Origin of the sequence: Pseudomonas sp. PDM04 (assembly GCF_014851765.1) — a bacterium.
Lineage (GTDB): Bacteria > Pseudomonadota > Gammaproteobacteria > Pseudomonadales > Pseudomonadaceae > Aquipseudomonas.
Window position 1 is genome coordinate 109,613 of the sequence record NZ_JACVAI010000007.1, and the last position, 23,241, is coordinate 132,853.

Annotated in this window: 29 protein-coding genes; 16 read left to right on the forward strand and 13 right to left on the reverse strand. The window is 60.3% G+C overall.

Translation table 11 applies throughout. From position 1 onward, the window contains the following. Positions 1-15: 15 nt before the first annotated feature. Genes IB249_RS25155 through IB249_RS25185 form a run of 7 tightly spaced genes read left to right on the forward strand, consistent with a single transcriptional unit; the run spans position 16 to position 6,981 of the window. Positions 16-3,066: a phage tail tape measure protein gene (locus IB249_RS25155; RefSeq protein WP_192308449.1), complete on the forward strand. Its 3,051-nt coding sequence runs from the start codon at positions 16-18 to the stop codon at positions 3,064-3,066. 41 nt (positions 3,067-3,107) lie between these two features. After that, a complete protein-coding gene (locus IB249_RS25160) occupies positions 3,108-3,446 on the forward strand; it encodes a phage tail protein (protein WP_192308450.1) in 339 nt (112 codons plus the stop codon). Then, positions 3,443-4,621, forward strand: a complete 1,179-nt coding sequence (locus tag IB249_RS25165; RefSeq protein WP_192308451.1) for a hypothetical protein — start codon at positions 3,443-3,445, stop codon at positions 4,619-4,621. The genes IB249_RS25160 and IB249_RS25165 overlap by 4 nt, the downstream gene beginning before the upstream one ends. Beyond that, the gene (locus tag IB249_RS25170) at positions 4,618-5,094 is read left to right on the forward strand and encodes a DUF4376 domain-containing protein (protein ID WP_192308452.1); all 477 of its coding nucleotides are present in this window, start codon (positions 4,618-4,620) and stop codon (positions 5,092-5,094) included. The genes IB249_RS25165 and IB249_RS25170 overlap by 4 nt, the downstream gene beginning before the upstream one ends. After that, positions 5,091-5,498, forward strand: a complete 408-nt coding sequence (locus IB249_RS25175; protein ID WP_192308453.1) for a DUF1353 domain-containing protein — start codon at positions 5,091-5,093, stop codon at positions 5,496-5,498. The genes IB249_RS25170 and IB249_RS25175 overlap by 4 nt, the downstream gene beginning before the upstream one ends. Then, the gene (locus IB249_RS25180; RefSeq protein WP_192308454.1) at positions 5,499-6,182 is read left to right on the forward strand and encodes a phage minor tail protein L; all 684 of its coding nucleotides are present in this window, start codon (positions 5,499-5,501) and stop codon (positions 6,180-6,182) included. A gap of 4 nt (positions 6,183-6,186) precedes the next feature. Further along, the gene (locus IB249_RS25185; protein WP_192308455.1) at positions 6,187-6,981 is read left to right on the forward strand and encodes a C40 family peptidase; all 795 of its coding nucleotides are present in this window, start codon (positions 6,187-6,189) and stop codon (positions 6,979-6,981) included. A gap of 21 nt (positions 6,982-7,002) precedes the next feature. On the opposite strand, the gene IB249_RS25190 is transcribed toward IB249_RS25185, so the two are convergent. After that, positions 7,003-7,545, reverse strand: a complete 543-nt coding sequence (locus IB249_RS25190) for a hypothetical protein (RefSeq protein ID WP_192308456.1) — start codon at positions 7,543-7,545, stop codon at positions 7,003-7,005. A 159-nt stretch (positions 7,546-7,704) separates the two neighbouring features. Here IB249_RS25190 and IB249_RS25195 point away from each other — a divergent pair, with 159 nt between their 5' ends. The 8 genes from IB249_RS25195 (at position 7,705) to IB249_RS25230 (ending at position 14,482) form a co-directional block, all read left to right on the forward strand. Beyond that, positions 7,705-8,265, forward strand: coding sequence for a hypothetical protein (locus IB249_RS25195; RefSeq protein ID WP_192308457.1), 561 nt, complete (start codon positions 7,705-7,707; stop codon positions 8,263-8,265). Positions 8,266-8,376: 111 nt separating this feature from the next. Continuing rightward, positions 8,377-8,721, forward strand: a complete 345-nt coding sequence (locus IB249_RS25200; protein ID WP_192308458.1) for a hypothetical protein — start codon at positions 8,377-8,379, stop codon at positions 8,719-8,721. Positions 8,722-8,772: 51 nt separating this feature from the next. Continuing rightward, on the forward strand, positions 8,773-9,360 hold the full coding sequence (locus IB249_RS25205; RefSeq protein ID WP_192308459.1) for a tail assembly protein: 588 nt from the start codon (positions 8,773-8,775) through the stop codon (positions 9,358-9,360). A gap of 58 nt (positions 9,361-9,418) precedes the next feature. After that, the gene (locus tag IB249_RS25210; RefSeq protein WP_192308460.1) at positions 9,419-12,505 is read left to right on the forward strand and encodes a host specificity protein J; all 3,087 of its coding nucleotides are present in this window, start codon (positions 9,419-9,421) and stop codon (positions 12,503-12,505) included. After that, positions 12,505-12,792 (forward strand): hypothetical protein, encoded by a 288-nt coding sequence (locus tag IB249_RS25215; RefSeq protein WP_192308461.1) that lies wholly within the window; start codon positions 12,505-12,507, stop codon positions 12,790-12,792. The genes IB249_RS25210 and IB249_RS25215 overlap by 1 nt, the downstream gene beginning before the upstream one ends. Next, the gene (locus tag IB249_RS25220) at positions 12,792-13,484 is read left to right on the forward strand and encodes a hypothetical protein (protein ID WP_192308462.1); all 693 of its coding nucleotides are present in this window, start codon (positions 12,792-12,794) and stop codon (positions 13,482-13,484) included. The genes IB249_RS25215 and IB249_RS25220 overlap by 1 nt, the downstream gene beginning before the upstream one ends. A 63-nt stretch (positions 13,485-13,547) precedes the next feature. Beyond that, the gene (locus IB249_RS25225; RefSeq protein WP_192308463.1) at positions 13,548-13,973 is read left to right on the forward strand and encodes a cell wall hydrolase; all 426 of its coding nucleotides are present in this window, start codon (positions 13,548-13,550) and stop codon (positions 13,971-13,973) included. Further along, complete coding sequence (locus IB249_RS25230) at positions 13,970-14,482, forward strand: lysis system i-spanin subunit Rz (RefSeq protein WP_192308464.1); 513 nt, start codon at positions 13,970-13,972, stop codon at positions 14,480-14,482. Before IB249_RS25225 ends, IB249_RS25230 begins: the two co-directional genes overlap by 4 nt. A gap of 86 nt (positions 14,483-14,568) precedes the next feature. Here the strand turns inward: IB249_RS25230 and IB249_RS25235 are convergent, their stop codons facing one another. Continuing rightward, positions 14,569-15,018: a carboxymuconolactone decarboxylase family protein gene (locus IB249_RS25235; protein ID WP_192308465.1), complete on the reverse strand. Its 450-nt coding sequence runs from the start codon at positions 15,016-15,018 to the stop codon at positions 14,569-14,571. A 251-nt stretch (positions 15,019-15,269) separates the two neighbouring features. Continuing rightward, a complete protein-coding gene (locus IB249_RS25240; protein WP_192308466.1) occupies positions 15,270-15,659 on the reverse strand; it encodes a hypothetical protein in 390 nt (129 codons plus the stop codon). A 261-nt stretch (positions 15,660-15,920) separates the two neighbouring features. Here IB249_RS25240 and IB249_RS25245 point away from each other — a divergent pair, with 261 nt between their 5' ends. Beyond that, positions 15,921-16,151 carry a hypothetical protein gene (locus IB249_RS25245; RefSeq protein ID WP_192308467.1) on the forward strand — a complete coding sequence of 77 codons (231 nt, stop codon included), beginning with the start codon at positions 15,921-15,923 and terminating at the stop codon, positions 16,149-16,151. On the opposite strand, the gene IB249_RS25250 is transcribed toward IB249_RS25245, so the two are convergent. The 10 genes from IB249_RS25250 to modA form a co-directional block, all read right to left on the reverse strand. Next, on the reverse strand, positions 16,148-16,366 hold the full coding sequence (locus IB249_RS25250; RefSeq protein WP_192308468.1) for a hypothetical protein: 219 nt from the start codon (positions 16,364-16,366) through the stop codon (positions 16,148-16,150). The genes IB249_RS25245 and IB249_RS25250 overlap by 4 nt on opposite strands. A gap of 432 nt (positions 16,367-16,798) precedes the next feature. Beyond that, positions 16,799-17,779, reverse strand: a complete 981-nt coding sequence (locus IB249_RS25255; RefSeq protein WP_192308469.1) for an alpha/beta fold hydrolase — start codon at positions 17,777-17,779, stop codon at positions 16,799-16,801. A 225-nt stretch (positions 17,780-18,004) separates the two neighbouring features. After that, positions 18,005-18,193 (reverse strand): hypothetical protein, encoded by a 189-nt coding sequence (locus tag IB249_RS25260; RefSeq protein WP_192308470.1) that lies wholly within the window; start codon positions 18,191-18,193, stop codon positions 18,005-18,007. A 154-nt stretch (positions 18,194-18,347) separates the two neighbouring features. Continuing rightward, a complete protein-coding gene (locus tag IB249_RS25265) occupies positions 18,348-18,632 on the reverse strand; it encodes a hypothetical protein (protein ID WP_192308471.1) in 285 nt (94 codons plus the stop codon). Positions 18,633-18,914: 282 nt separating this feature from the next. Then, positions 18,915-19,145 carry a hypothetical protein gene (locus IB249_RS25270; RefSeq protein ID WP_192308472.1) on the reverse strand — a complete coding sequence of 77 codons (231 nt, stop codon included), beginning with the start codon at positions 19,143-19,145 and terminating at the stop codon, positions 18,915-18,917. A gap of 105 nt (positions 19,146-19,250) precedes the next feature. Continuing rightward, complete coding sequence (locus tag IB249_RS25275) at positions 19,251-19,472, reverse strand: hypothetical protein (RefSeq protein ID WP_192308876.1); 222 nt, start codon at positions 19,470-19,472, stop codon at positions 19,251-19,253. 70 nt (positions 19,473-19,542) lie between these two features. Further along, the gene (locus IB249_RS25280) at positions 19,543-20,583 is read right to left on the reverse strand and encodes a DNA topoisomerase IB (protein ID WP_192308473.1); all 1,041 of its coding nucleotides are present in this window, start codon (positions 20,581-20,583) and stop codon (positions 19,543-19,545) included. Between the two features lie 75 nt (positions 20,584-20,658). Next, positions 20,659-21,738: a molybdenum ABC transporter ATP-binding protein gene (gene modC, locus IB249_RS25285; RefSeq protein WP_192308474.1), complete on the reverse strand. Its 1,080-nt coding sequence runs from the start codon at positions 21,736-21,738 to the stop codon at positions 20,659-20,661. Between the two features lie 3 nt (positions 21,739-21,741). Beyond that, positions 21,742-22,422, reverse strand: coding sequence for a molybdate ABC transporter permease subunit (modB, locus tag IB249_RS25290; RefSeq protein WP_192308475.1), 681 nt, complete (start codon positions 22,420-22,422; stop codon positions 21,742-21,744). Beyond that, on the reverse strand, positions 22,423-23,175 hold the full coding sequence (gene modA, locus IB249_RS25295) for a molybdate ABC transporter substrate-binding protein (protein ID WP_192308476.1): 753 nt from the start codon (positions 23,173-23,175) through the stop codon (positions 22,423-22,425). Between the last annotated feature and the right edge of the window lie 66 nt (positions 23,176-23,241).

A 23,241-nucleotide genomic window follows, 5' to 3' on the forward strand; every position in this document is an offset into this window, starting at 1 on the left:
TTTCAAGGTGAGTCGATGAACATTGCAGAACTCGGCATCAAGGTCGATTCGGCTGATGCCGCCAACGCTGCGACCGATCTCGACAAGCTGACCAAGGCTGGCGATCGCGCTGAGCAGTCCGCTGTCGGCCTGATGAAGGAGATGGAGGCGCTGGAGAAGTCGCTGTCGAAAGGCGCGACCTCCACGCAGGAGCTGGCCAAGCAGCGCGAGAGCCTGGCGAAACTCACTCAAACCGGCGCATACGGTGAAGCTGAATTCACCAAAATCAGTGCGCAGCTCGACAAGCAGCAGGTCGCCCTGGCCAAGTCCACCATGGACGAGCAGAAGGCGCTGAACAGCCTGCTGGGTGCCATCGACCCGGCCCGCGCGGCCATGTCCAAGCTGGACACGCAGGTCGAGCAACTGGGCAAGCACTTGGATGCCGGTCGGATCAGCCAGGACCAGTACAACACTGCCCTGAGCAAGATCGACAAGGACTACGACAAGCTCAACAAAACCGTCACTGGCTTCGACAAACTGCGCCTCGGTACCCGCCAGGCACAGGAAAACGTTGTGCAGCTCGGCAACGCGCTGTCGTCTGGCGATTGGGGTAGCGGTGTTCGCGCCGTTGCCCAACTGGGCGCCGGGGCTGGTGCGGGCGCTGCTGGGCTGTTGGCCATTCTCGCGCCGCTGGCGCTGGCCACTGCTGCTGTCGGCACGCTGGCTGTCGCCTACTACCAAGGCAGCAAAGAGCAGGACACCTACAACAAGTCACTGATCCTCACCGGCAACTACGCCGGGGTGAGCGCTGCACAGCTCGGCGACATGGCGCGCCAGGTGAGCGCCACGGTCGGCACCACTGGGCAGGCTGCCGAGGTTCTGGCCCTGCTGGCTGGCAATGGGAAAATCGCTGGCGAGAGCTTCACCAGCATCACCCAGGCTGCTGTGTCGATGCAGGAAGCCACCGGCAAGGCTGTCAGTGAGACGGTTGCCGAGTTCTCCAAGCTCGCCGACGACCCCGTCAAGGCGTCTGCCGCGCTCAACGAGCAGTATCACTACCTGACGGCTTCGGTCTACTCGCAGATCGCCGCCCTGGAAGAGCAGGGTGACCATGCGGGCGCGGTGAAGCTGGCGACTGAGCAGTACGCGGATGCCATCAACGAGCGCACGCCGAGAATCCTCGAGAACCTGAGTTTTTGGGAGAGGGGGTACAACGCGGTCGCGCGTGCAGCCGACAATCTGAAAAACATTGGGCGCGCGCCCTCAAACGCTGACCGCATTCAGACTGCAAAAGACGCACTTGAGCGACTCGAAACTCGAGGCGGTAGCGAACGGATTCCCGGTGAGGATCCGGTATACATTGGAGAGAAGGGTAAGCAGAGCCTTAAGGATTACATTCGCGGGCTTGAGGTCAAAGCAGCGGCAGAGGAGGCAGGAGCCAAGGCAGCAGGCGACGAAGCTAAGGCTCAGCTTGCCTCTCAGCAGGCCATGATCAAGGTCGATGCGCTGACGAAATCATCGCTGACCAACGAGCAAAAGCGCGCTGAAGCGATCAAGGATTACAAGAAAAGCCTTGATGATATCCGCAAGACCAGTCCGAACGACCCGCGCCTGGCTCAGGCGGCGATCGACAAAAACCTGTCGAACATCAACGACAAGTTCAAGGACCCGAAAACGCCCGCCGGCAGCGTCGACACCACCGGCTTCAACAACGCGAAGAACGCCCTGGCCGAAACCCTGGCCTACTACAAAAACGCCGACAAGGAGCTGGAGGCGTCGCAGCGGGCCGGGGTGATCTCGCAAGCCAGCTACACAGAGCAGCGCATCAGCTTGCTGAAGCAGCAGGCCGACGAAGTTGCCCAGGGATACCAAGCCGAGATCGACGCGCTCGAAGCTGCCAAGGCGAAAAAAGGAACGAGCGCCGCTCAGATCATCCAGCTGGATCAGAAGATCGCCGACGCCCGGACCGCCATGGTCAAGGCTCAGCAGGACAGCGACAGCGAACTGGCGATCATCGCGACCAATGAAGAAGGCCGGCTACGCAAGCAGACCCTGGCCGTCAACACCTACACCAGCGCGCTGAAACAGCAGGTCGACACGTTACGTCAACAGGGCCTGCGGGCGGCGTCCAGCCTGGGGCAGGGTGATCGGCAGCGCAGTCTGACGGACCAGCAGAACGGCATCGACGACCGATTCAATCAGCAGCGCCTGGAGCTGGCCAATCAGTACGGCGACGGTTCGCGGGGTATGAGCCTCGACGAGCACAACCAAAAGCTGGCCGCGCTGAAAGCCACGCAGCAGGATCTGCGCGACACCGTGCAGGCCAACTACGACGACATGACGGCGGCCCAAGGTGACTGGAGCGCCGGCGCATCGTCGGCATGGCAGAACTACCTGGAATCCGCCCGGGATGTCGCCGGGCAGACGAAAAGCCTGTTCACCAACGCCTTCAGCTCCATGGAGGACGCGATCGTCAACTTCGCCATGACAGGGAAGTTGTCGTTTGCCGATTTCGCGAAGTCGATCTTGGCGGATATGGCGCGGATTGCAACCCGGCAGGCTAGCTCCGCGATATTGAGCAGCTTGTTCGGCGCTGCCGTGAGCTACTTCGGTGGCGGTTCATCTGCTGGCTCTACCCAGGCCGGGTACTCCGGGGATCTCTCAGGTTTCACCCCGGGCAGCATCCAGGCGAATGGTGGCGCCTGGTCTGCTGGCGTGCAGATGTTCGCCGAGGGCGGTGCATTCACCAACTCCATCGTCAGCAAGCCCACTGCTTTTGGCATGGCCAACGGTAAGACCGGCGTGATGGGTGAGGCGGGCGATGAGGCAATCATGCCGCTGACCCGCACTTCGAGCGGTCGCCTCGGCGTCATGTCGGTTGGCGGCAGCCAGGGATCGAGCAACAACCAGGTCGTCATTCAACAGACGTTCCCTGTGCCTGAAGGGCAGGGCGGAGGTACTGCCGATGGTGGCCAGGCCGTTGCGCAGGCATACGCGCGAGCAGCCAAGCAAGGCGCGCAGGAGCAAATTGCCAGGGACCTCAAGCCGGGCGGCCAAATCTGGTCGGCCATCAACGGTCGTGGATAACCAGCCCCGCTTCGGCGGGGTTTTTTTTGCCGGGGAAGAGCATGGCAACGGAAACCTTTACCTGGGTGCCAAACAAAGAGCCAGCCGGCACGGTGAGCTTTCGCACCAAGTCGGCCAAATTCGGGGACGGCTACGAGCAGACGGCCGAGGATGGCATCAACAACAAAACCCAGTCGTGGCCGCTCACCTTCTCCGGCCCCAAGGCCAGGATCAAGGAAATCGCCGATTTCCTCGATAGGCAGAAGGGTGCAAATCCATTTTTCTGGACTGAGCCTCTGGGCGAAACAGCGCTGTTCAAGTGCTCCGAATACCAACCCAGGCACGCAGGCGGTGACGTCTACATGTTGACCGCAACCTTCGAACAGGCATTCCACCCATGAGCATTGACCCAATCAACATTGGCGGGCAGGCGAACGACAGCAGTGGCCAGTCGCTGAGGTCTGGCGGTGCGCTCATCAATGCCAACTTTGCCGAGCTCGATCTCCGCACCGCCACGGCGCAGGAGACGGCAGAGCAGGGCGTTGCTGATGCAGCAACTGCACAGGCGAAAGCTGATGAGGCGATTCCCGCCAGCGCCCTTGGCAGCACCGTGGCGCAGCTGGTTGCCGGTACCGTGCCAGCCTCCCAATTGCCCAGCTTCGTCGACGATGTCCTGGAGTTCGCGACATTGGCCGCCTTCCCGGACCCGGGCGAGACCGGCAAAATCTACATCGCGATCAACGACGGCGACAGCCCGAGCAATCCTACCCGGCAGTATCGCTGGAGCGGCACCGCCTACGTGATGATCCCTTCTTCACCGGGCTCTACCGATCAAGTGCCGGAGGGCGCGACCAATCTTTACCACACCGCTGCGCGCGTCCGGGCTGTTGTGCTGGCGGGTCTTGGAGCACTCACCGATTCCGCTATCACGGCCACCGACAGCATTCTTCAAGCATTCGCAAAGCTGCAGGGCCAAATCAACGAAAAGCTGGGAAAAACTGAGAAGGCCGCCGACTCGGACAAGCTCAACGGGCAGGTGGCGTCGTTCTATACAGCAACGATGACCGGTGCCACGGCCAGCGTCGACGGCATGAAAGGACTTGTGCCTGCTCCACTGGTAGCAGATCGGCTCAGATTTCTACGCGGCGACGGCACGTGGGTAACGCTGTCGTCTTCCGTGGCCTGGGGCGGGATCACAGGATCACTTTCGGCGCAAACCGATTTGCAGGCCGCGTTGGATGCAAAGCAGACGAAGCCGACGAGGACCGGGGAGCTCGCGCTCACCACCGGCGGTGCATTCACCATTGCGCATGGAATGACGCCGCCGCCGACAGATTTTAACGGTTACGTGGTGTGCAAGGTTGCCGAAGGCGGCTTCGCAGTGGGTGACCTGGTCAAGTATTCGCTGCGGCTTCTGACTGCGCAGAATGCCGACATCGGGATGCAATACTCAACCGACGCCACCACCATCACCGTTCGCCAGCCGGCAGCTTATGGGTTGATGAACAAAAGCACCGGAGCAGGGTTCGCTCTGACGCTCACAAGTTGGCGGGTGATCATCGAGTACCGACCATGAGTACTATTTTTTGTGTAACGCCAGAAGGTAAGCAACTTGGTTATTTTGTTGACTGCGAACCGAACGAAAGCTTCGTTGTAGTTGATGAACCGCCCGAAGATGTTCGGCAAATTTGGCAGTTCCCCGGCTGGGGCTCGGTGGTCGTCGATGTCTTAGCTGCTATCGCTGCCCGACGTTTCACCGCCGAGGTAGCCGGGATCACCGTTGCGGGAGTGCCGGTTTATACCGACCGCACCACGCAGAACAAGCTGACTGCCGCAGCCTTCAGGGCGCTCCGCGACCCGGAATACACCGTTGACTGGAAGTGCACGAATGGCAGCTTCATCACGTTGAATGCGGAGCAGATCACCGCCATTGCCGACGCCGTCGGCGATTACGTGCAAGCCTGTTACACCCGCGAGGGCGAGCTCGTGGCCGCATTCAATGACGGCTCCTACACGGAAGCCATGCTCGAGGAGGGCTGGCCCGCATGAGTCGATTTATCACGACACTGAAGACCGAGCAGATCGGCAAGTGGACGCACATTCTTCTCGCCGACTTGGTGCTGGCTGACGACGATGAGCAGGTGATCACCGTGCTTGCCGGCTTCAGTACCGACCTCGCCAGCATCAAGGTACTGCACAACACCTTCCTGTTCGTGTTGTTTGCCCTGGTCTCGGGGTACGGCAATTACGCCGCTACGGTTCACGACTGGCTGTACGCCACCGGGCAAATGAGCCGGAAGCGTGCGGATGCGGTGCTCTACCGCGCCTTGAGAGCAGAGGGTGTAGCCCGATGGCGGGCCTGGCTGTTCTGGGCAGGAGTCCGCATAGGCGGATCAGCTTCTTTCACCAAGACCCCGACAAGTTCGGGGTCTTCTGTTTCTAAGGGGCAGTAAATGCCGATCACGGCCGACATCCAGACCCTGGAGCCTGGCGCGTGGGTGGAGCTTTTCGAGCTCGACGCCACGGTGCTGGGTGCCGAGCTGTACCGCTTCCACGGCTACCCCCAACAGTCGTCGATCTTCTGGCAGGGCGTGGAGTACTCGCCCTGGCCGATCAAGGCCGAGGGCTTCGAGATGACCGGACAGGGCACCCAGCCGACGCCGACGCTGTCGGTAGGCAACGTCGGGGGCTTCATCACGGCGCTGGTCCTGTATTTCGAGGACCTGGTGGGCGCGAAGCTGATACGGCACCGCACGCTGGGCAAGTATCTCGATGGCCAGCCCGAGGCGGATCCCGAAGAAGAGCTGCCGCCGGACATCTGGTACGTCGAGCGCAAGGCCGCCGAGGACAACGAAACTGTGCAGTTCGAGCTGGCCACAGCACTGGACTTCGCCGGCGTACAGCTGCCGCGCCGGCAGATCGTGGCGAACGTCTGCTGGTGGCTCAGCTGCGGCGGGTATCGTGGGCCGTACTGCGGTTACAACGGGCCGCCCGTGGCCGATGAGAACGACATCATCGTCACCGATGCGGCCAAGGACAAATGCGGCGGGCGCCTGACCAGCTGCAAATTGCGCTTTGGTGAGAACAACCCCCTGCCGTACGGCTCATTCCCTGCCGCCGGCCTGATTCGGACCTGACCCCATGAACAAAGCAAATCGCGCTGCGATCGAGCGCCATGCCGTAGCCGAGTACCCAAGGGAGTGTTGCGGGCTGCTGGTGCGGGAGGGCCGGAAGGAAATCTACGTGCCCTGTCGCAACACTGCATCGACGCCCAGCGAGCACTTCCGACTGGCGCCGGAGGACTATGCCGCCGCCGAGGATCGCGGCCGGGTGCTGGCCGTCGTGCACAGTCACCCGGATTATCCGGCGACACCAAGCGAAGCCGATCGCGTTTCGTGTGAGGCCTCGGGTCTGCCCTGGCACATCATCGAGGTCCGGAAGGGTGACGACGACCAGGTGCGCACCGGTGATCTGGTCAGCTTCCTGCCCAAGGGCTACGAGGCGCCACTGCTCGGGCGCAAGTTCGCCCATGGTGTGCACGACTGCCTGAGCATCATCTTGGACTTCTACCGCCGCGAGATGGGCATCGAACTGGGTAACTATGAGCGCGAGGATGGCTGGTGGGACAAGGGCGGCAACCTGTATTTGGAGAACCTGCCCGCCGCCGGCTTCGAGAAGGTATCGAACCTACAGCACGGCGACCTGGTGCTGATGCAGATCCGCTCGCCGGTGCCAAACCATGCCGCGATCTTCCTGGCCGATGGCGTGCTGAGGACCGAGCCCGAGCACTACCCGGCGCCCGGGTCGATCCTGCATCACCTGTACAACCGGGACAGCAAGCGCGACGTGTATGGCGGGTACTGGTCCGAGGTCACGGTCAGCTACTGGCGGCACCGTGCCGTCCCGAAAAGTAACTGTTCAACCTGGTGCGGCTGAATAGCAGGCAAACTCATCGGACTAAGTGTTGTTCGTCGTGTCAGGCCGAGATCTCCTGACAGGTTGAAATCCCCTCTTGGAGGCGATGGCAAGGCTGCGACGCTTATGTGTCATGTATGTGATCAGGTAATCTGCTAGGTCAGCCCCAAACCTTAAGCGATCAGCAAGGATTGTTAGCTGTGCAGTCGGAGGGTCTTCTTGATCAGTTAGCAGTTCGTTGATAAGAATGTCAGTGTTGCGAATGAAAAATGCCAGCTGTAGAAAGCGCGCCATCTCGTTTGCCCCCAAAATGGCATTTTCTTTTATGTTGGCGGCGCCGATCGAGTTACCGTAAAGCGCCCATCGAAGCTGTCTACGTATGGGGGCATTGTTCGAGGGATTGCCTAGCTCTTGGGCTGTGATGTCATAGTGTCGCTGGATGTGAACTAGCTCGGCAAACAGCGCCGCTTGAGTCGCAGCCTTTCTCCGCGAATCTTCTAACCAGAGCTTTAGTCCTCCGAATATGCCGCCTACCAGCGCGGCTAGAAGGGTGGCACTGGTCAGCGTTGTGACAAGCGGTTCCATAATACTCTCCACTTTTTTGAAACTAGTGCCTGCTCCCATTTGCGGATGTCGCAGCCCGCTATCGGGGTTCCATTTTCGGTGGATGCTTTGCCAAGGTAGTGTAGAGTGCTTGCGCTCAGAATTCCCATCTCCATCTCCGTCTGAATCGCAAGGAAGCTCATGCGAAAATTGCTTTCAGCTTTGCCTCTCACTATTTTCGCATTCCTTTTGCCGGGCTGCGAAGCGGTGTCGACGTTTGATAAACATGCAACATTGCGTTTTTTTGAGATGGATCGGACGGAGATCAAGTACAGCTACTTCGATGAGGAATTGGGCATCCGATCCAAACCCCATTCCCGCGACAAAATGCTTCCTATGCGGATTGCTGACAGCGATCAATGGATAGACTTCACTGATGACCTTGGAAGCAATTTTATAACGCTGGGAAATCGAATACAGCGTGAAACGTTTCCAGCGGGATTGGAGCCAATCTTTCTGTTTGTAGCCTGGAGTGAGCTTCCTTCAATGCAGCGCCTGCTTAAGCTCGATGTATTGAATGCCAAACCAGAGTTAACATCGATCAATGCGCGATTGGTGTTTGAGCGCGGGACGGATGAGCCACTGCTGGTTTTTACGGGAAGCTCACTGCCTCTGACTAAAGTTCCAGCCTATGCATTGGACCGACATAACGCCAGGATGATGCTGGGTACGGCACAGATGTGGTTCAAAAACTCGAAGTAACCTCGGTCTTTGAAAGCCTTGAGCGATACGGCAGTTCCAGTCTCATGCAGGGCTTTTCCGTTTACGGCGGTTGAATGCTATCGTCTGCTGATCGCACAAGGAGTGGTAGCTATGCGGATTTTGATTGCGGCGGTTTCGTTGGCACTGCTGGCTGGTTGTTCAACTCCGAACGACCTCAGAAAAAATGATCCAACCGTCAGTGCGTTGAGTAAAAAAACGCCGAAGCAATATGCGCTCTGCGTGTTTCCGAAATGGCAAGAGGCGCGATCGATTGCCACCATGTCAGAAACTGAAAGTGGTTACCGATTGATCGTAGCTACTGAGATGATGACAGACGAGGTTCTTGAAATAACTGAGGCGGGCCACGGAAGCAAGGTTGTGCACTATCAGCGAATGCCTTGGGCAAAGATGCTGGGCCGTGCAGCACTTGAGGAAGCGGTCCGGGACTGCCTCTGAACGAACAGAACAACGCCGCCTCCGGGCGGTTTTTTTATGCCTGGAGAAAATATGTATTCCCGCGCCACCACCGAAAAAATGCAGACCGTGATTTTGTCCGGATCACTTGCTCGCCTCTTTGGGCGGACGCATCGCCTGACCACCTCAGGTGGATTCCGCGACATTATGGGGTACTTCAAATCGCAGTTTCCGGGGTTTGAACGGTACATGATGGAGAGCGGTGGGAAGGGGCTAAGGTTCGCCATATTCAACGGCTCGCAAAACCTCGCAGAGGATGACTTGGAGAAACCGACCGGGCGCGACGTGATTCGGATTGTTCCGGTGATTGCTGGTTCCAAGCGGGCCGGGCTACTCCAGACCATTGTCGGAGCGGTATTGATCGCAGCGTCATTCATTCCTGGCTTTCAAGCCTTACTCCCGGTCGGTATCGCATTGGTCGCCGGCGGCGCCATCCAAATGCTCAGCCCGCAGGCGAAGGGCCTGGGGACGCAGGACAGCCCAAACAACCGACCAAGCTACTCATTCAACGGCGCCGTCAACACCAGCGTCCAGGGCGGCTGTGTGCCGCTGCTCTACGGTCGGATGATTGTCGGCAGCGCGGTGATCAGCGCCGGGATCTACTCCGAAGACCAGATGTAACCCGAACCCCGCCAGACGGCCCGCCATGAGCGGGCTTTTTTTCGCCTGAAGGAAAGCCATGACCGATCTCCCAATTACCGGCCGCAAGGGCGGAGAATCGAAGCCGCGTCCGTCTGTTGAGGCGCCCGACAGCCTACAAAGCACCGCATACGCACGCATCCTGGATCTGGTGAGCGAGGGCGAGATCCGTGGCCTGGCCAACGGCATGCAGTCGGTGTTCCTGGATGAAACGCCGCTCGCGAACGCAAACGGCGGGATCAACTTCAGTGGCGTGACGCTCGATGCTCGTACCGGCAGCCAAGATCAGACCCACATCGCCGGCTTTCCAGCCGTGGAGAACGAAACCGCTATCGGAGTGGAACTGACCTCGGCCCAGGCCTGGGTGCGTTCTGTCAGCAACGTGCAACTGTCGGCCGTCCGTATTCGGTTGTCCACGCCGCGCCTGGCGCAGACCAACACCACAAACGGTGACACCAACGGCTACACCGTCGCCTACCGGATCGACCTTTCAACCGATGGCGGGCCGTTCATCACGGTCCTGTCTTCGGCCTTCAGCGGCAAGACCTCGACGAAATACGAGCGCTCGCACCGTGTCGACCTGCCTGATGCAGTCAGCGGTTGGACCGTGCGCGTGGTCAGGCTGACCCCTAACTCCACCAGCGGCGCGATCGCGGACACCACTAGCGTCGACGCCATCACTGAAATCATCGACGCGAAGCTGCGCTACCCAGGGTCTGCGCTAATCGGCCTGCAGTTCGATGCCTCGCAATTTCAGTCAATTCCCACCCGGTCGTTTGACCTGTACGGCCGGATTATCCGGGTACCGAACAATTACAACGCCGAAACTCGGACCTACACCGGTGTCTGGGATGGCGGTTTCCAGAACGCTTGGACCGACAACCCTGCCTGGATCTTCTACGACCTGTTGCTGCACTTCCGATACGGCCTGGGTCACCTGCTCAACGCCAGTCAGATCGATAGGTGGGAGTTGTATCGCATCGGCCAGTACTGCGATCAGTTGGTCCCGGACGGGAAGGGCGGCATGGAGCCGCGTTTCACCTGCAGCCTGTATCTCTCAGTGCGCGCAGACGCCCTGAAGGTGTTGCAGGATCTGGCCACCACGTTCCGGGGCATGGCGTACTGGGCTGCTGGCTCGGTCATGGCCGTGGCCGACATTCCCGAGGACCCGGTCTACACCTACTCGAACGCCAATGTCATCGACGGCAAGTTTAACTACTCGGGGTCGGCCAAGAAGACTCGCTACACGGTAGCCCTGGTGAGCTGGAACAATCCGACCGACTTCTATCGGCAGAAGGTCGAGTACGTCGACGACCAGGCCGGTATTACCCGCTACGGCATCCAGCAGACCGAAATCACGGCCACCGGCTGTACGTCTCAGGCCCAGGCACATCGCATCGGTAAGTGGGCGCTACTCACCAACCGCCTGGAGACGGAAAGTGTCGGCTTCTCGGTGGGCCTGGACGGCACGCTGGCGCGCCCCGGGCAGATCATTCGCATCGCCGACAATGACCGGGCAGGGCGCCGTATTGGTGGCCGCTTGCGCTCGTCGACGCTCGACACGCTGGTGCTCGATGCCGATGTGACCGCCTTCCCGGGCGACACCATCACGCTGATCATGCCCAACGGCAAAGCAGTGTCGCGCGCGATCAAGTCTGTGGGCTACCCGCTGACGTGGGACAGCACCGGCATTACCTGGGACAACGGCAATGTCACGTTCGACACCACGGGCTTTCCTGCCGAGGTGCAGCAGGTGGTGCTTGCCGAAGATCTCGACGACCTGCCGCCGCGCCACTCGATGTGGGCGATCGATTCGCCGACCCTGGCAGTGCAGCAGTTCCGCGTGATGTCCGTGGCGGAGGACTTCTCAAACTCTGAGATCAAGTTCCCCATCACCGCCGTCCGCCACAACTCGAGCAAATTCGGCGCCATCGATAACGGCACGCGCATCGAACGGCCACCGATCACCGTGATTCCGCCAAGCGTGCAACAGCCGCCGGCGACCGTGACCGTCAGCAACGACCACTTCGTCGACCAGGGCAGCGCCATCAGTGTGATGACCATCGAGTGGGATCGGCCGCCGAACGCGATCGCCTTCGAAGTGTACTGGCGCAAGAACGACGGCGACTGGATCTTCGCGGGCCGCACCGGCACAACGTCGGTCGACGTGAGCGGGATCTACGCCGGGCGCTACGTGGCCAAGGTCCGGGCGATCAACTCGCTCGACATCGGCTCGGTGTTCGCGACGTCTATCGAGACGGTGCTGAATGGGAAGACCACGCCGCCACCGGTGGTGTCTTCGTTTACCGCAGAATCGATCGTATTCGGCATCAAGCTCAAGTGGGGTATTCCCCAGGACGTGAGCACCGCCGACCTGCAGCGCACGGAGATCTGGTACAGCGAAACCAACCAGATCGCCGAGGCCATCAAGTTTGGTGACTACGCCTATCCGCAAACCGACCTCACCGTCATGGGGCTGGCCGCGGGGAAGACGTTCTTTTTCTGGGCCCGCCTGGTGGACCGGATCGGCAACGTCGGCGCGTTCTTTGGGCCGGTCTTCGGCCAATCGTCTGCGGACGCCGGCCCCATCCTGGATTACCTGAACGGCAAGATCACTGAAACTCAGCTGAGCCAACTGCTGCTGGACAAAATCGAGGCGGGTGACGGGTCGCTGGTGCTGATCGAGCAGGTGAAAACCGAGCTGGCGGCGATGTACAGCATCAAGACCCAGCTCACTGTTGACGGGAAACCGTACCTGGCCGGCATCGGTATTGGCGTCGAGAACGACGAAGGGATCATCACCAGCCAGGTGCTTATCGCGGCGAGCCGGTTCGCGATCATTGATCCCAATGCTTCCGAGATCTTCTATCCGTTCGTGGTCGAGAACAACACCGCATTCCTCAAGGCGGCGTTCATCGAGGACGGGTCGATCACGAACGCGAAGATCGGTAACACCATCCAGTCAAACGATTACGTTGCCGGCACTTCCGGTTGGAGGCTCGGCAAGGCGACTGGCTGGGAAATGAATGGATCTGTTCCAGGCACAGGCCGGCTGACGATGAACAACACGGTGATCAACGTCTACGACGGCGCGGGAACGCGGCGCGTTCGATTGGGGATGTGGTAATGCCAGCAGGACTTCAGGTTTGGGACCCGGCCGGGAATCTGGTGGTGGATATCACCACCAGGCTTTCGCGCTTCCTGGGTAGCGTCAACAGCGGCACGAGCGCGGGATCAATTTCTGTGCCGGACTTGGTGCAGGGCACGCCTTTCTATTTCGTGATCATTTCCGGTGGGGCCGTTCCGGTGGGCAGCTTCGGCCCTGAGGTGACCTTTTCCGGCACGACCATGAGCTGGACTTTCGCACCAGGGCGAACGCCTCTCGCGGCAACAATTTTCTACGGAGTTTTCTGATGCCGGCCGGATTGCAGATATTCAACACCTCCGGAACCATCCAGATCGACGAGAACTACCAGAACTACATGCTGCTGGCGAAGGGCACTGTTACTTCAGGCTCTCTGCTGGATGATGCCGGCCTGCCGATCAACGGTGTGCAGGTGTTCACGTCCTCGGTTACGGAATTTGTTGCGGTGCGCGGATCTGACCGGGTGGCACTTCACTCCATCCTGCCGAGTGGTGCGGGCTTGCGGTACGTGTTCGCCGCTCCGTTTGGGTCGAGCGTCACGTATTACCGGTACGCGCTCGGGGTCAACTCCGCGCAGCCCTATGGGCTTCAGGTGTTCAACGCCGCCGGCGCCTTGGTCTTCGACGCCATGTGCCCATCGATGCGGATTGAAACCATCCTCAATGGTCCGGACTACGCGGCGTTCTTCGGCGATTGGGTGTGGAACGCCTCTAAGCAATATGCCGTGGCGTATGGGGCCTGGTCGGGAAGCATCGGGATGGACGTTACGCCGGTCGGCACCCAGCTTTTGATCGAGTACTGGCGCAGTTCGCCGTCAGCTACAGCCATTGCCGGGGGCCTGCGCTTCTCGTTGAACTCAAGATATTGGACACGCTCACAGATGGTGACCTCAGCCCCGGCCAACCCCGCCTACAAATTCGGCAAGTTCCAGGCCCTGATCGTCGACGTGACTGGGCAGTGAACTGATCGACTCCCAACTCAACAACCCGCCAGCGAGCGGGATTTTTTTTGCCTGGAGAAAAGTATGACCATCACCGAAAAGGACCGCGACATCCTCGCCCGCACAATATGGGGCGAGGCCCGGGGTGAATCGTCGGCAGGAAAAGTCGCCGTGGCCTGGACGATCCGCAACCGCGTGTTCGACGGAAAAGAGAAATCGTGGTGGGGGGAGGGCTATGCCGGCGTGTGCCAGGCCCCGTGGCAGTTCAGCTGCTGGAACAAGACTGATCCGAACTACCCGTTCCTCATCGCGGTGAAGCAGATCCCGTTCCGCGAGCTGGCGCAGTGCCGGGTCGTCGCTGATCAGATAATCGACGGGAAGGTGCCGGACCCAACCAGCGGCGCCACGCACTATTACGCGATCGCCATGAAGAAGCCCCCGGCCTGGGCGGCGAAGGCGCGGCAGACACTTAAGTTGGGCGGCCACGTCTTCTTCAAGGACGTGCCATGAGCCCGGCCTCGATGAAGCTTGCACTGGCCGGCGTAGTGCTGCTCGTGCTGATCGCCGCCGGCGGCACCTGGCAGGTGCAGGACTGGCGCTACGGGCGGCAGCTCGCCGAGCTGGCCCGCTCCCACACCGACACCCTCAATCAGCTGGCCATGGTCGGCGCCGCCGCACAGAAGAGCGAGCAGGACAAGCGGCTCGCGCTCGAGCAGCGCCTGACGGCCAGCGACCAAACCCACCACAAGGAACTGAGCGATGCTCAAGCCAATCAGGCTCGCCTGCGCGATCGCCTTGCTACTTCTGATCTACGGCTGTCAGTCATCCTCGCCCAGGGTTCAGCCGGTGGCTGTTCAGTGCCTGCCGCCACCGTCGCCGGCAGCATGGTTCATGCAGGAGTACGAGCCGAACTTGACCCAGCGCATGCTCAACGAATTATCGGCATCACCGATGAAGGCGACCGGGCGGTGATTGCGCTGAAGGCTTGTCAGGCTTACGTGCGGGATCTACTTGAATAGCTGGGAGTTGTTCTCGATCTGGAATCGAGGGGGAGTGCCACTGGCGAGCGGGTTGCCGGGCACTCGTGATTGCGTTCGAGAAGGGGTTAGGCCTTGGCTGCAGGTTTCAACCTGAAAGTGACACCCATACGGTTGAATGCGTTCATGGCGGCAATCGTTGCGGTCAGATCGACTAGATCTTTGGGCGCAAATACGGCGGATGCAGCAGCGTATGCGTCGTCGGATACGTGAGTTTCTCCGACCCGGGTAACTTCTTCTGCCCACGCCAACGCAGCACGCTCCTGATCGGAAAACAAATATTCCGCTTCGTGCCAGACCGGCACCATGAGCACCTTGTCTACAGACATGTACTCTTTGATGAGATCGCGGGAATGCAAATCGATGCAATAAGCACAGCCGTTGAGCTGCGATACCCGAAGAAATACCAGATGAATTATCGATGGCGGTAGATCAGTACCCGTGGTCACGTAATGATGCAAACCGGTCATAGCTTTTGCTGCACCAGGAGATACTTCGAACCAATTTTCGCGCGACATGAGGACTCCTCGGTAGTGGATGGTTGTATAGGCTAAGCTGATGAAGTTGCTTGTTTTATTGACTCTAAAGACAATGATGCATCGGGTCTAGATCCAATGCTCTTGTCTTTGATTGGTCCAATTTGAAAAAGGCTGCGATTCACAGCGAACTGTAAAAGACCGCTGCCGTTGCCAATGATTAATGGCTGACGGCTATTCTTGCGGCTGATCAGCCACGGGCCGGGGCTCATTACCCAGCCTTGAGGCTGACTTCACATCTCGGAACCTTCCCTGCGGCGCGGCAGTGGAGCAGAAAATGTCTCTTCACCTTTGAGGATTTTGATCTGTGCCGCCAGCTCGCTGATGTGTTTGCCATTGGCCATCAACTCCCAGGCAGTCTTCGTTTCGATATCGGTTGCCTTGCGCTTGGCGTCCGCCAGGTCGGAGCGAGCCTTGATCAGTTCAGCCCTGAGTTTGTCTCTCTCCTTGCAGACCTCGGCGTGCATCTGCACCAAGCCGAAAACGTCCTCGCGTGCTTTGCGGGCCTGCAGCGTCAGCTCCAAGACTTCGTTCTCATAAATGCGCAAGAAGTGCCGGCAAGTTTCAAGTTCGGTCGGACAGCCGAGCCAGTCGCTGGTGTCTTCGATTTCGTGCGGGTCCATGGTGAAGCCTTATCGATACTGTTTGCATATACAGTAATCGAGGCGAGGCTATTGGGCGAGGGCAGGGCGACGAATTGCGCCAACCATGGTGGCCGCTCGCCAGTCTTGTGGCTGGGCGCCCAAGGGCCATCCTCCCTCCTCACGTAGGAGAGGCGGTACTGATGGATAAGCAGTTGATCGGCTACTCGATTGTGTTGACGGTCGCCTGGGTTTCAGTGGTTCTGCTGGTGATGTATTGGATGTCGTAGTGAAGGTAATGGAATGGAAGGTTTGACCCTGGGTGACAAGATTGAGCGCGAGGCTGACAGGCTGCTTGCCCAGATCGCCCGCTCGGACTCGATGCTGGTCGCAGCGAAGGCTGGAGCCCGGGCGGAGGGGTTCGTGCTCGGTCTTGAGGCCGGGCGGGTATTGAATGCCGAGACCATCGAAAAGATGTACGTCATCTTCGAAGCCGCGACCGAGGCCCGGCTGAAGGAACTGGCTGGGGCCTAGCCCACGTCTTCTGGCGTCATCAGAACCGCCAGTGTCAGTTTGATGAACTCCTCATTCCTGTCGATCGTGTCCAGGGCGCCGCGCACGTTGTCAGCGACATCGGCTGAGCCGCTGGCCTCGACCCAGTTCGAAAGCTCCATGATGGCCGCTTCCAGGGCGAGCTGGTTTTCGTTGATCTTGAAGAGCAGGGTGGGGAGCAGATCAGAATTGGGCATTGGGATTCCTCCGTGGATAGAGGAAAGCGTAGCAGTTTGGGGGGGGGTGTTCGGTCGGCAGAACGCCGTGGAAGGAGTAGTGACGATATGCACTATCGGCATAAGCCGAAGCGCGGAAATTTGTTGGGCGTGTTTGAAAACTGGCTGCTCCCTGCGGATTTTTCCGGTCCGCAATTATTTTCTTACATGCGCAAACATTGGTCTTCGTGGCCGTGATTTGCTCCTGATTGCGGACCAGAAAACCTATCAGAAGGTGCAGCCTGATTGATTTCCCCTTGGGACTTAAAATCCCCCGCTCGTAAGGGCGTGCCGGTTCGATTCCGGCTTCGGGCACCATCTTGAGAAAAAACAAGGGTTTGCGAGCGAAAGCACGCAAACCCTTGTTTGTTTCTGGCTCGCTGTTCTTTCGAGCCTGTCACGACAGTCGCTGTCTCACCCCTGGATGAACGCCAACAGGTCCGCATTGATCGTCGCTGCATGGGTGGTGCACATGCCATGGGGCAGGCCGGGGTAGGTTTTCAGTGTGCCGCGCTTGAGCAGCTTGATTGTCAGTCGGGCCGAGTCGTCGACCGGGACCATCTGGTCGTCTTCGCCGTGCAGGACCAGCGTAGGCACGTCGATTCTTTTGAGATCCTCGGTGAAGTCGGTTTCCGAAAAGGCTTTGATGCAGTCATAGTGCGCCTTGGCACCGCCCTCCATGCCCTGGCGCCACCAGTTGTCGATCACCGACTCGGAGACCTTGGCACCTGGCCGGTTGAAGCCGTAGAAGGGGCCCGCGGCCACTTCCCGGTAAAACTCCGCGCGGTTCGCCGCCAGGGCTTCGCGGAAACCATCGAGCACTTTCAGTGGCACGCCGCCGGGGTTTTTGTCGGTGCGCAACATGAGCGGCGGGACGGCACCGATCAGTACCGCCTTGGCGACACGACCACCGCCACCATGGCGCGCGACGTACCGGGCCACCTCGCCGCCGCCGGTGGAGTGGCCCACGTGCACGGCGCCCTTGAGATCGAGGTGCGCCGCCAGTTCCGCAAGGTCGGCGGCATAGGTGTCCATGTCATTGCCGGTGGCGGTCTGGGTGGAGCGGCCATGCCCGCGCCGGTCATGGGCGATCACGCGATAGCCTTTGCCGAGGAAGAACAGCATCTGGTTATCCCAGTCATCGCCGGACAGCGGCCAGCCATGATGGAACACGATGGGTTGGCCGGTGCCCCAGTCCTTGTAAAACAGCGTCGTGCCGTCCTTGAGTGTGAGGTAGCCCGAGCCCTGGCCCTTGCCGCGGGAGCCGCCGCTCGCGGGCGCTTGCACGTTGCTCGATTGACTCGCCAGGGCAGGTGCGGCCGCTGCCAGCGCAGCGATCGCCACACTCGCGCTCATCAGGGCTCGGCGGGTGGTTCCTTTGATTTCGTCGGTCATGGTGAAAGCTCTCGTCTGGGACCGCTTGTGCGGCGAAGGAGGGCCGGATGCGCAGAGGCATTTCGCGATGAAGTCGCATTACCGGTCCGCAAACACTAGTCCCAGGCAGAAACCTGAACCATCGTCCATGGGTATCACGTTGCCATACTTAGGTTTCAGGGCGCCCGGGTTGACAGCCGGGGGCATCGCCTCGGCTGCGGAAACGAGGGCGGCTTTTCGACTCGGCTAATCTTCTGCCTGGCGTCGCTCGATGCCCGCAGGGTTGCCGGTGTTCACCAGTCGCCTCTCCAGCAGAATGTTCTGCAGCGCCTGGCGGGCGGCGGGGTCCAGTTGATGTTCCCGTTCCTTGAGTTCCAGCAGGATCGGGTTGGACCAGAGTCGGTAGGTTTTCTCCGCTTTATGAATCGGTGTCATGTTCCCTCCTTGAACAGTCGCTCACACGACAAACGCACGCCGTGCCGACGCGCTATGAATCCTAGTCGAGGAAAGGGGATGTCGCCTTGATTGAACGCAGGTCTATGGCGGCCCTGCGCAGTCGCGTGCAACTGCGCAGGTGCAGAGCGGTCCGCTAAACGAAGGCTTGTCCATGAAAACCACGAGGCAAGCGTTGCAATCCGTCCATCGCGGTGAGTCGTTCGATCCACGCGGTGCGCCAGTCATTGGCGGTATGAGTGGCTTTGGCTTTGCGTGCGGCACGTCGGGCAGCGTTGCGCTGGTCTTTGCGTGCAGTCTTGAATGCTTCGGTGTTACGGCAGCTTCTGCATTTCACCCGGGTCAGTTCAGTGCTCGAGGTGAGTTTGCTGCCTTTGTGGCCGCAGGCCAGGTGGCCGCCAGTTTTGAAGTGAGTAACCATCGGACGCCTCCTTCGTGACGTGTAATCGTTGGACCTTTTTCGACACGGGACGTTCGGCGAGCAAGCAACAGGCAAAAAGAGACCCGCATGCGGGCGGGTCATGGGGTATTGCAAAGGAGTGGGATCACTGTAGAAGGGCGAATGTGAATGCGATGTGAAATGGGCGCATAAAAAAAATCCCGGCTCCGGCCGGGCGGGGGTTTACGACAAACGGTCAGGCGATGGCGTACTCGGCGACTCCAATGTCGCCGTTCACGCACCTCGCATCACCGGGCCCAGCTGTCATTTGAACCGGGGCAGCGGCCGGTCGACAGGTTTGAGGGAGGACAAGGTGTTGCGGATCAGTGGCGTGTCCTTCTCGATGTCGTTCAGGCGATCACGAATTCTCAGGGCGGTCGGGTGCCCGCCTTGATGATCGACCCAGTCGGCGATTTCCTTGCAGGCGGCAGCAAGGCGCACCTGGCGCGAGTCGAGCAGGGTGAGCAGGGTAGTGATGGACTCTTTTTCGGACATGGCAAACCTCCGTTCAAGGAACCTCGCAGATGGCATCGAAAAGCCCGTTCGAGGCGGGCCTTCGCCGTTGCTGGTCCCTCAGCCATTTGAGTATAGACCGGGGCTTCAACCTTGCCGGGCGGTCACGCGGGATCGGGCGTTGAGCTGCACGCACGCGCGCTGGGCGTCCTCTTCGCGGTCATAACCGTCACCGATGAAGCCTTGGGTACGGGTATCGGCGATGCGATACCAGACGGCCGCGTCAGGGGGTTGATGATGGGTTTCCCCGGCCCGGCGGCCATGAATGATGATCTTGTTGCAGCGCTTCACAACGAAAATGTCTTCCATGGCCTCACCGGCGCTGATTTCAGTCACAACGACTATAGAAGCCTTGGCTGATCGTGCAAAAAATGCACGCTCAGTTCGTCGGTTGGCTCGCTTCGATCATCTGCTCCAGGTACATCGCCAATCCGACTTCCTCGGCCCGCAGGCCCTTGCGCGTTCTCGGGCGCGGCAGTGCCGCCAGGGCCCCGAGCAGAAAGCCATCGAGCACGGCCGGGTGGATATAGCACTTGCGACACACCGCCGGGGTATTACCCAGCTGCCGGGCGACGTTCTTGACCATCTCCACCACATGACGCTTGGCGTCCGACTCCGGCTCCCATTGCAGCTCTCGCAGCAGCGCCAGCGCCAGGGCGCTGCCGGCCCAGGTGCGGTAGTCCTTGGCGGTAAAGTCGGCGCCGGTGAGGTGTTGCAGGTAGGCATTCACGTCGGACGAACTGACGGTGTGGCGCTCGCCGTTTTCATCCAGGTATTGAAACAGGTTTTGCCCGGGAATCTCCTGGCAGCGCTTGATGATCCGCGCCAGGCGCCGGTCCTTCACGGTGATCTGGTGTTCGATGCCGCTCTTGCCGCGAAACTGGAAGCGGATCGCCGTGCCATTGACCTCCACGTGGCGGTTGCGCAGGGTGGTCAGCCCGTAGGAGCGGTTGTCCCGCGCGTATTGCGCGTTGCCGACGCGAATCAACGTCGCATCGAGCAGGGAAATGACCGTGGCCATGACTTTGTCGCGACTGAAGCCCGGGGCATCCAGCAACGTTTCCAGTTGTCGGCGCAGCTTTGGCAGGGCGAGCCCGAAGTCGCGCAGGCGCGAGTATTTGTCGGCGTCGCGCACTTCGCGCCAACGCGCATGATACCGGTATTGCTTGCGCCCCCGGGCATCTCGCCCGGTGGCTTGCAGGTGTCCGCGCGGGTCGGCACAGATCCACACATCGGTATACGCCGGGGGCACGGCCAGGGCGTTGATGCGCTTGATTTCGTCTGGATCGGTGATGCGCTGGCCCGAGGCATCGAAATAGCAGAACTTGCCACGCAGTTTCCTGCGCGTCAGGCCAGGTTGAGTGTCATCGACATAATGCAGGTCGGGCGGCAGTACATCGGGCATTGCGGCATCGGACATGGCGGTAATCCTTGGCTACGAATCAGGGGCCGTTACAGCCATTGACCGCGTGCCGTTGCCGTCGTGCCAGCGGATTTACGCCAGTACCGCCACGGCCTTGATTTGTGCCCAGAGCTGCTGGCCGGGGTGTACCTTCAAGTGATCCCGGGAGTAGCGGGTGATCCGTGCCAGCAACGGCGTGCCGGCTGCGTCCAGGCGGATCAGCACGTGAGCCGCGTTGTCCGCGCCCATTTCGCTGACCACGGTCACCGGCAGGCGATTGAGGATGCTGCTGTGTTCGGCGCTGTGCAGGCTCAGGCTGACGTCCCGCGCCTGGACCTTGCAGCGAAGCGTCTGGCCGACCGCCATCGAGGTGTGTGCGACGCGAATGTTCAACGCGCTGTCCGGCAGCTGCAGGGTCAGCAATTGATAATCGACGTCATAGGCGCTGACCTGTCCCTCGATCACCACGCCGGCGTCGTCCCCCAGTGCCAGCGGCAAGTCGAGGCGCGCCAGGGTATCGCCAATCGGGCCGCTGGCCAGGGCCCTGCCTTCGCTGAGCAGCACGATGTGATCGGCCAGGCGCGCCACTTCATCCTGGGAGTGGCTGACGTACAGCACCGGGATGTCGAGTTCATCGTGCAGACGCTGCAGGTACGGCAGGATCTCGCCCTTGCGTTGCGCATCCAGCGCCGCCAGCGGTTCGTCCATCAACAGCAACTGCGGGCTGGTGAGCAGGGCGCGGGCGATGCCGACGCGCTGGCGTTCGCCACCGGACAGGTGCTGGGGATGCCGGTCGAGCAGGTGGCCGATGCCCAGCAACCGGGTGGCATGCGCCATGTCGACCCGGCGCTGCTGTTTCGCAATGCGCTTGAGACCGAACTCCAGGTTGGCCAGCACCGACAGGTGCGGGAACAGGCTGGCTTCCTGGAACACGTAGCCGAGTGCACGCTTGTAGGGTGGGACGAACACCTTGCGCTCGCTATCCTGCCAGACTTCATCGTTGACCTGGATGAATCCCTGTTCGGCACGTTCCAGGCCGGCGATGCAGCGCAGGCAGGTGGTCTTGCCCGAACCGGAATGACCGAACAGTGCGGTGACGCCACGCCCCGGCAATTGCAAATCCACATCCAGGGCAAACCCCGGGTAACTCAACTTCAAACGCGTGTGAATCATCGATCAGCTCCAGCCGGCTTTGGTTTTGCGGCTGGAGTAGAGCGCCAGCAACACGGCGAACGAGAACACCAGCATGGCGCCGGCCAACCAGTGAGCCTGGGCGTATTCCATGGCTTCGACGTGATCGTAGATTTGCACCGAGACCACCCGGGTCTTGTCCGGTATGTTGCCGCCGATCATCAGCACCACACCGAACTCGCCGACGGTGTGGGCGAAGCCGAGAATCGCCGCAGTGATGAAACCCGGTCGGGCCAGGGGCAGGATGACGCTGAAGAACACGTCCCAGGGATTGGCGCGCAGGGTCGCGGCCACTTCCAGCGGGCGGGTGCCGATGGCGGAAAATGCGTTTTGCAGCGGCTGGACCACGAACGGCATCGAGTAGAGCACCGAGCCGATCACCAGGCCGGCAAAACTGAAACTCAGGGTGCCCAGCCCCAGCGATTGGGTGAACTGGCCGACAAAACCGTTGGGGCCCAGTGCCAGCAATAGATAAAAACCAATCACCGTGGGCGGCAGCACCAGGGGCAGGGCGACGATCGCCCCGACCGGGCCGCGCAGCCAGGACCGGGTGCGCGACAGCCACAACGCAATCGGAGTGCCGATGATCAGCAGGATGACCGTGGTCAGTGAGGCCAGCTTCAGGGTCAACCAGATTGCGGAAAAATCGGCACTCGTCAGGGTCATTTAAAGCTCGTAGCCATAGGACTTGATGACAGCAGCGGCTTTCGGTCCCTTGAGGTAGTCAACCAGCGCCTTGGCGGCCGGGTTGTCCTTGCCTTTGTTGAGGATCACCGCATCCTGTTTGATCGGGTCGTGCAGGCTGGCGGGAACGATCCAGGCCGAACCGCTGGTGACTTTGCCGTCTTTATAGATCTGCGACAAGGCCACGAAGCCCAGTTCGGCGTTGCCGGTGGACACGAATTGGAACGCCTGGGTGATGTTCTGGCCTTCGACGATCTTGTCCTTGACCTTGTCGGTCAGCCCCTGTTTGGCCAGTACCTGAGTCGCGGCGAGGCCATAAGGTGCGGTTTTCGGGTTGGCAATCGACAGGTGATTGTACTGGTTGTCGCTCAACACTTTGCCTTTGCCATCGACGTAACCTTCCTTGGCCGACCACAGCGCCAGGGTGCCGACGGCGTAGGTGAAGCGCGACCCCTTGACCGTGTCGCCTTCGGTTTCGAGTTTTGCCGGGGTGGTGTCATCGGCGGAAAGGAACACTTCGAACGGCGCGCCGTTCTTGATCTGCGTATAGAACTGGCCCGTTGCACCGAAGGAGGTGACCAGTTTGTGCCCGGTGTCTTTCTCGAAGTCGGCGGCGATGGCCTGGATCGGCGCAGTGAAGTTGGCGGCGACGGCCACCTGCACTTCGTCTGCATGGGCGCCGGCAATGGCGAATACGGCGAGCAGCGGGGCAAAACGCAAGGCACGAATGGTCATGAAACGGCTCCGTTGTAGGCAGTGAAGCGAGGGGGGTAATCGCTATGTAAAAAACTATATAGCGAA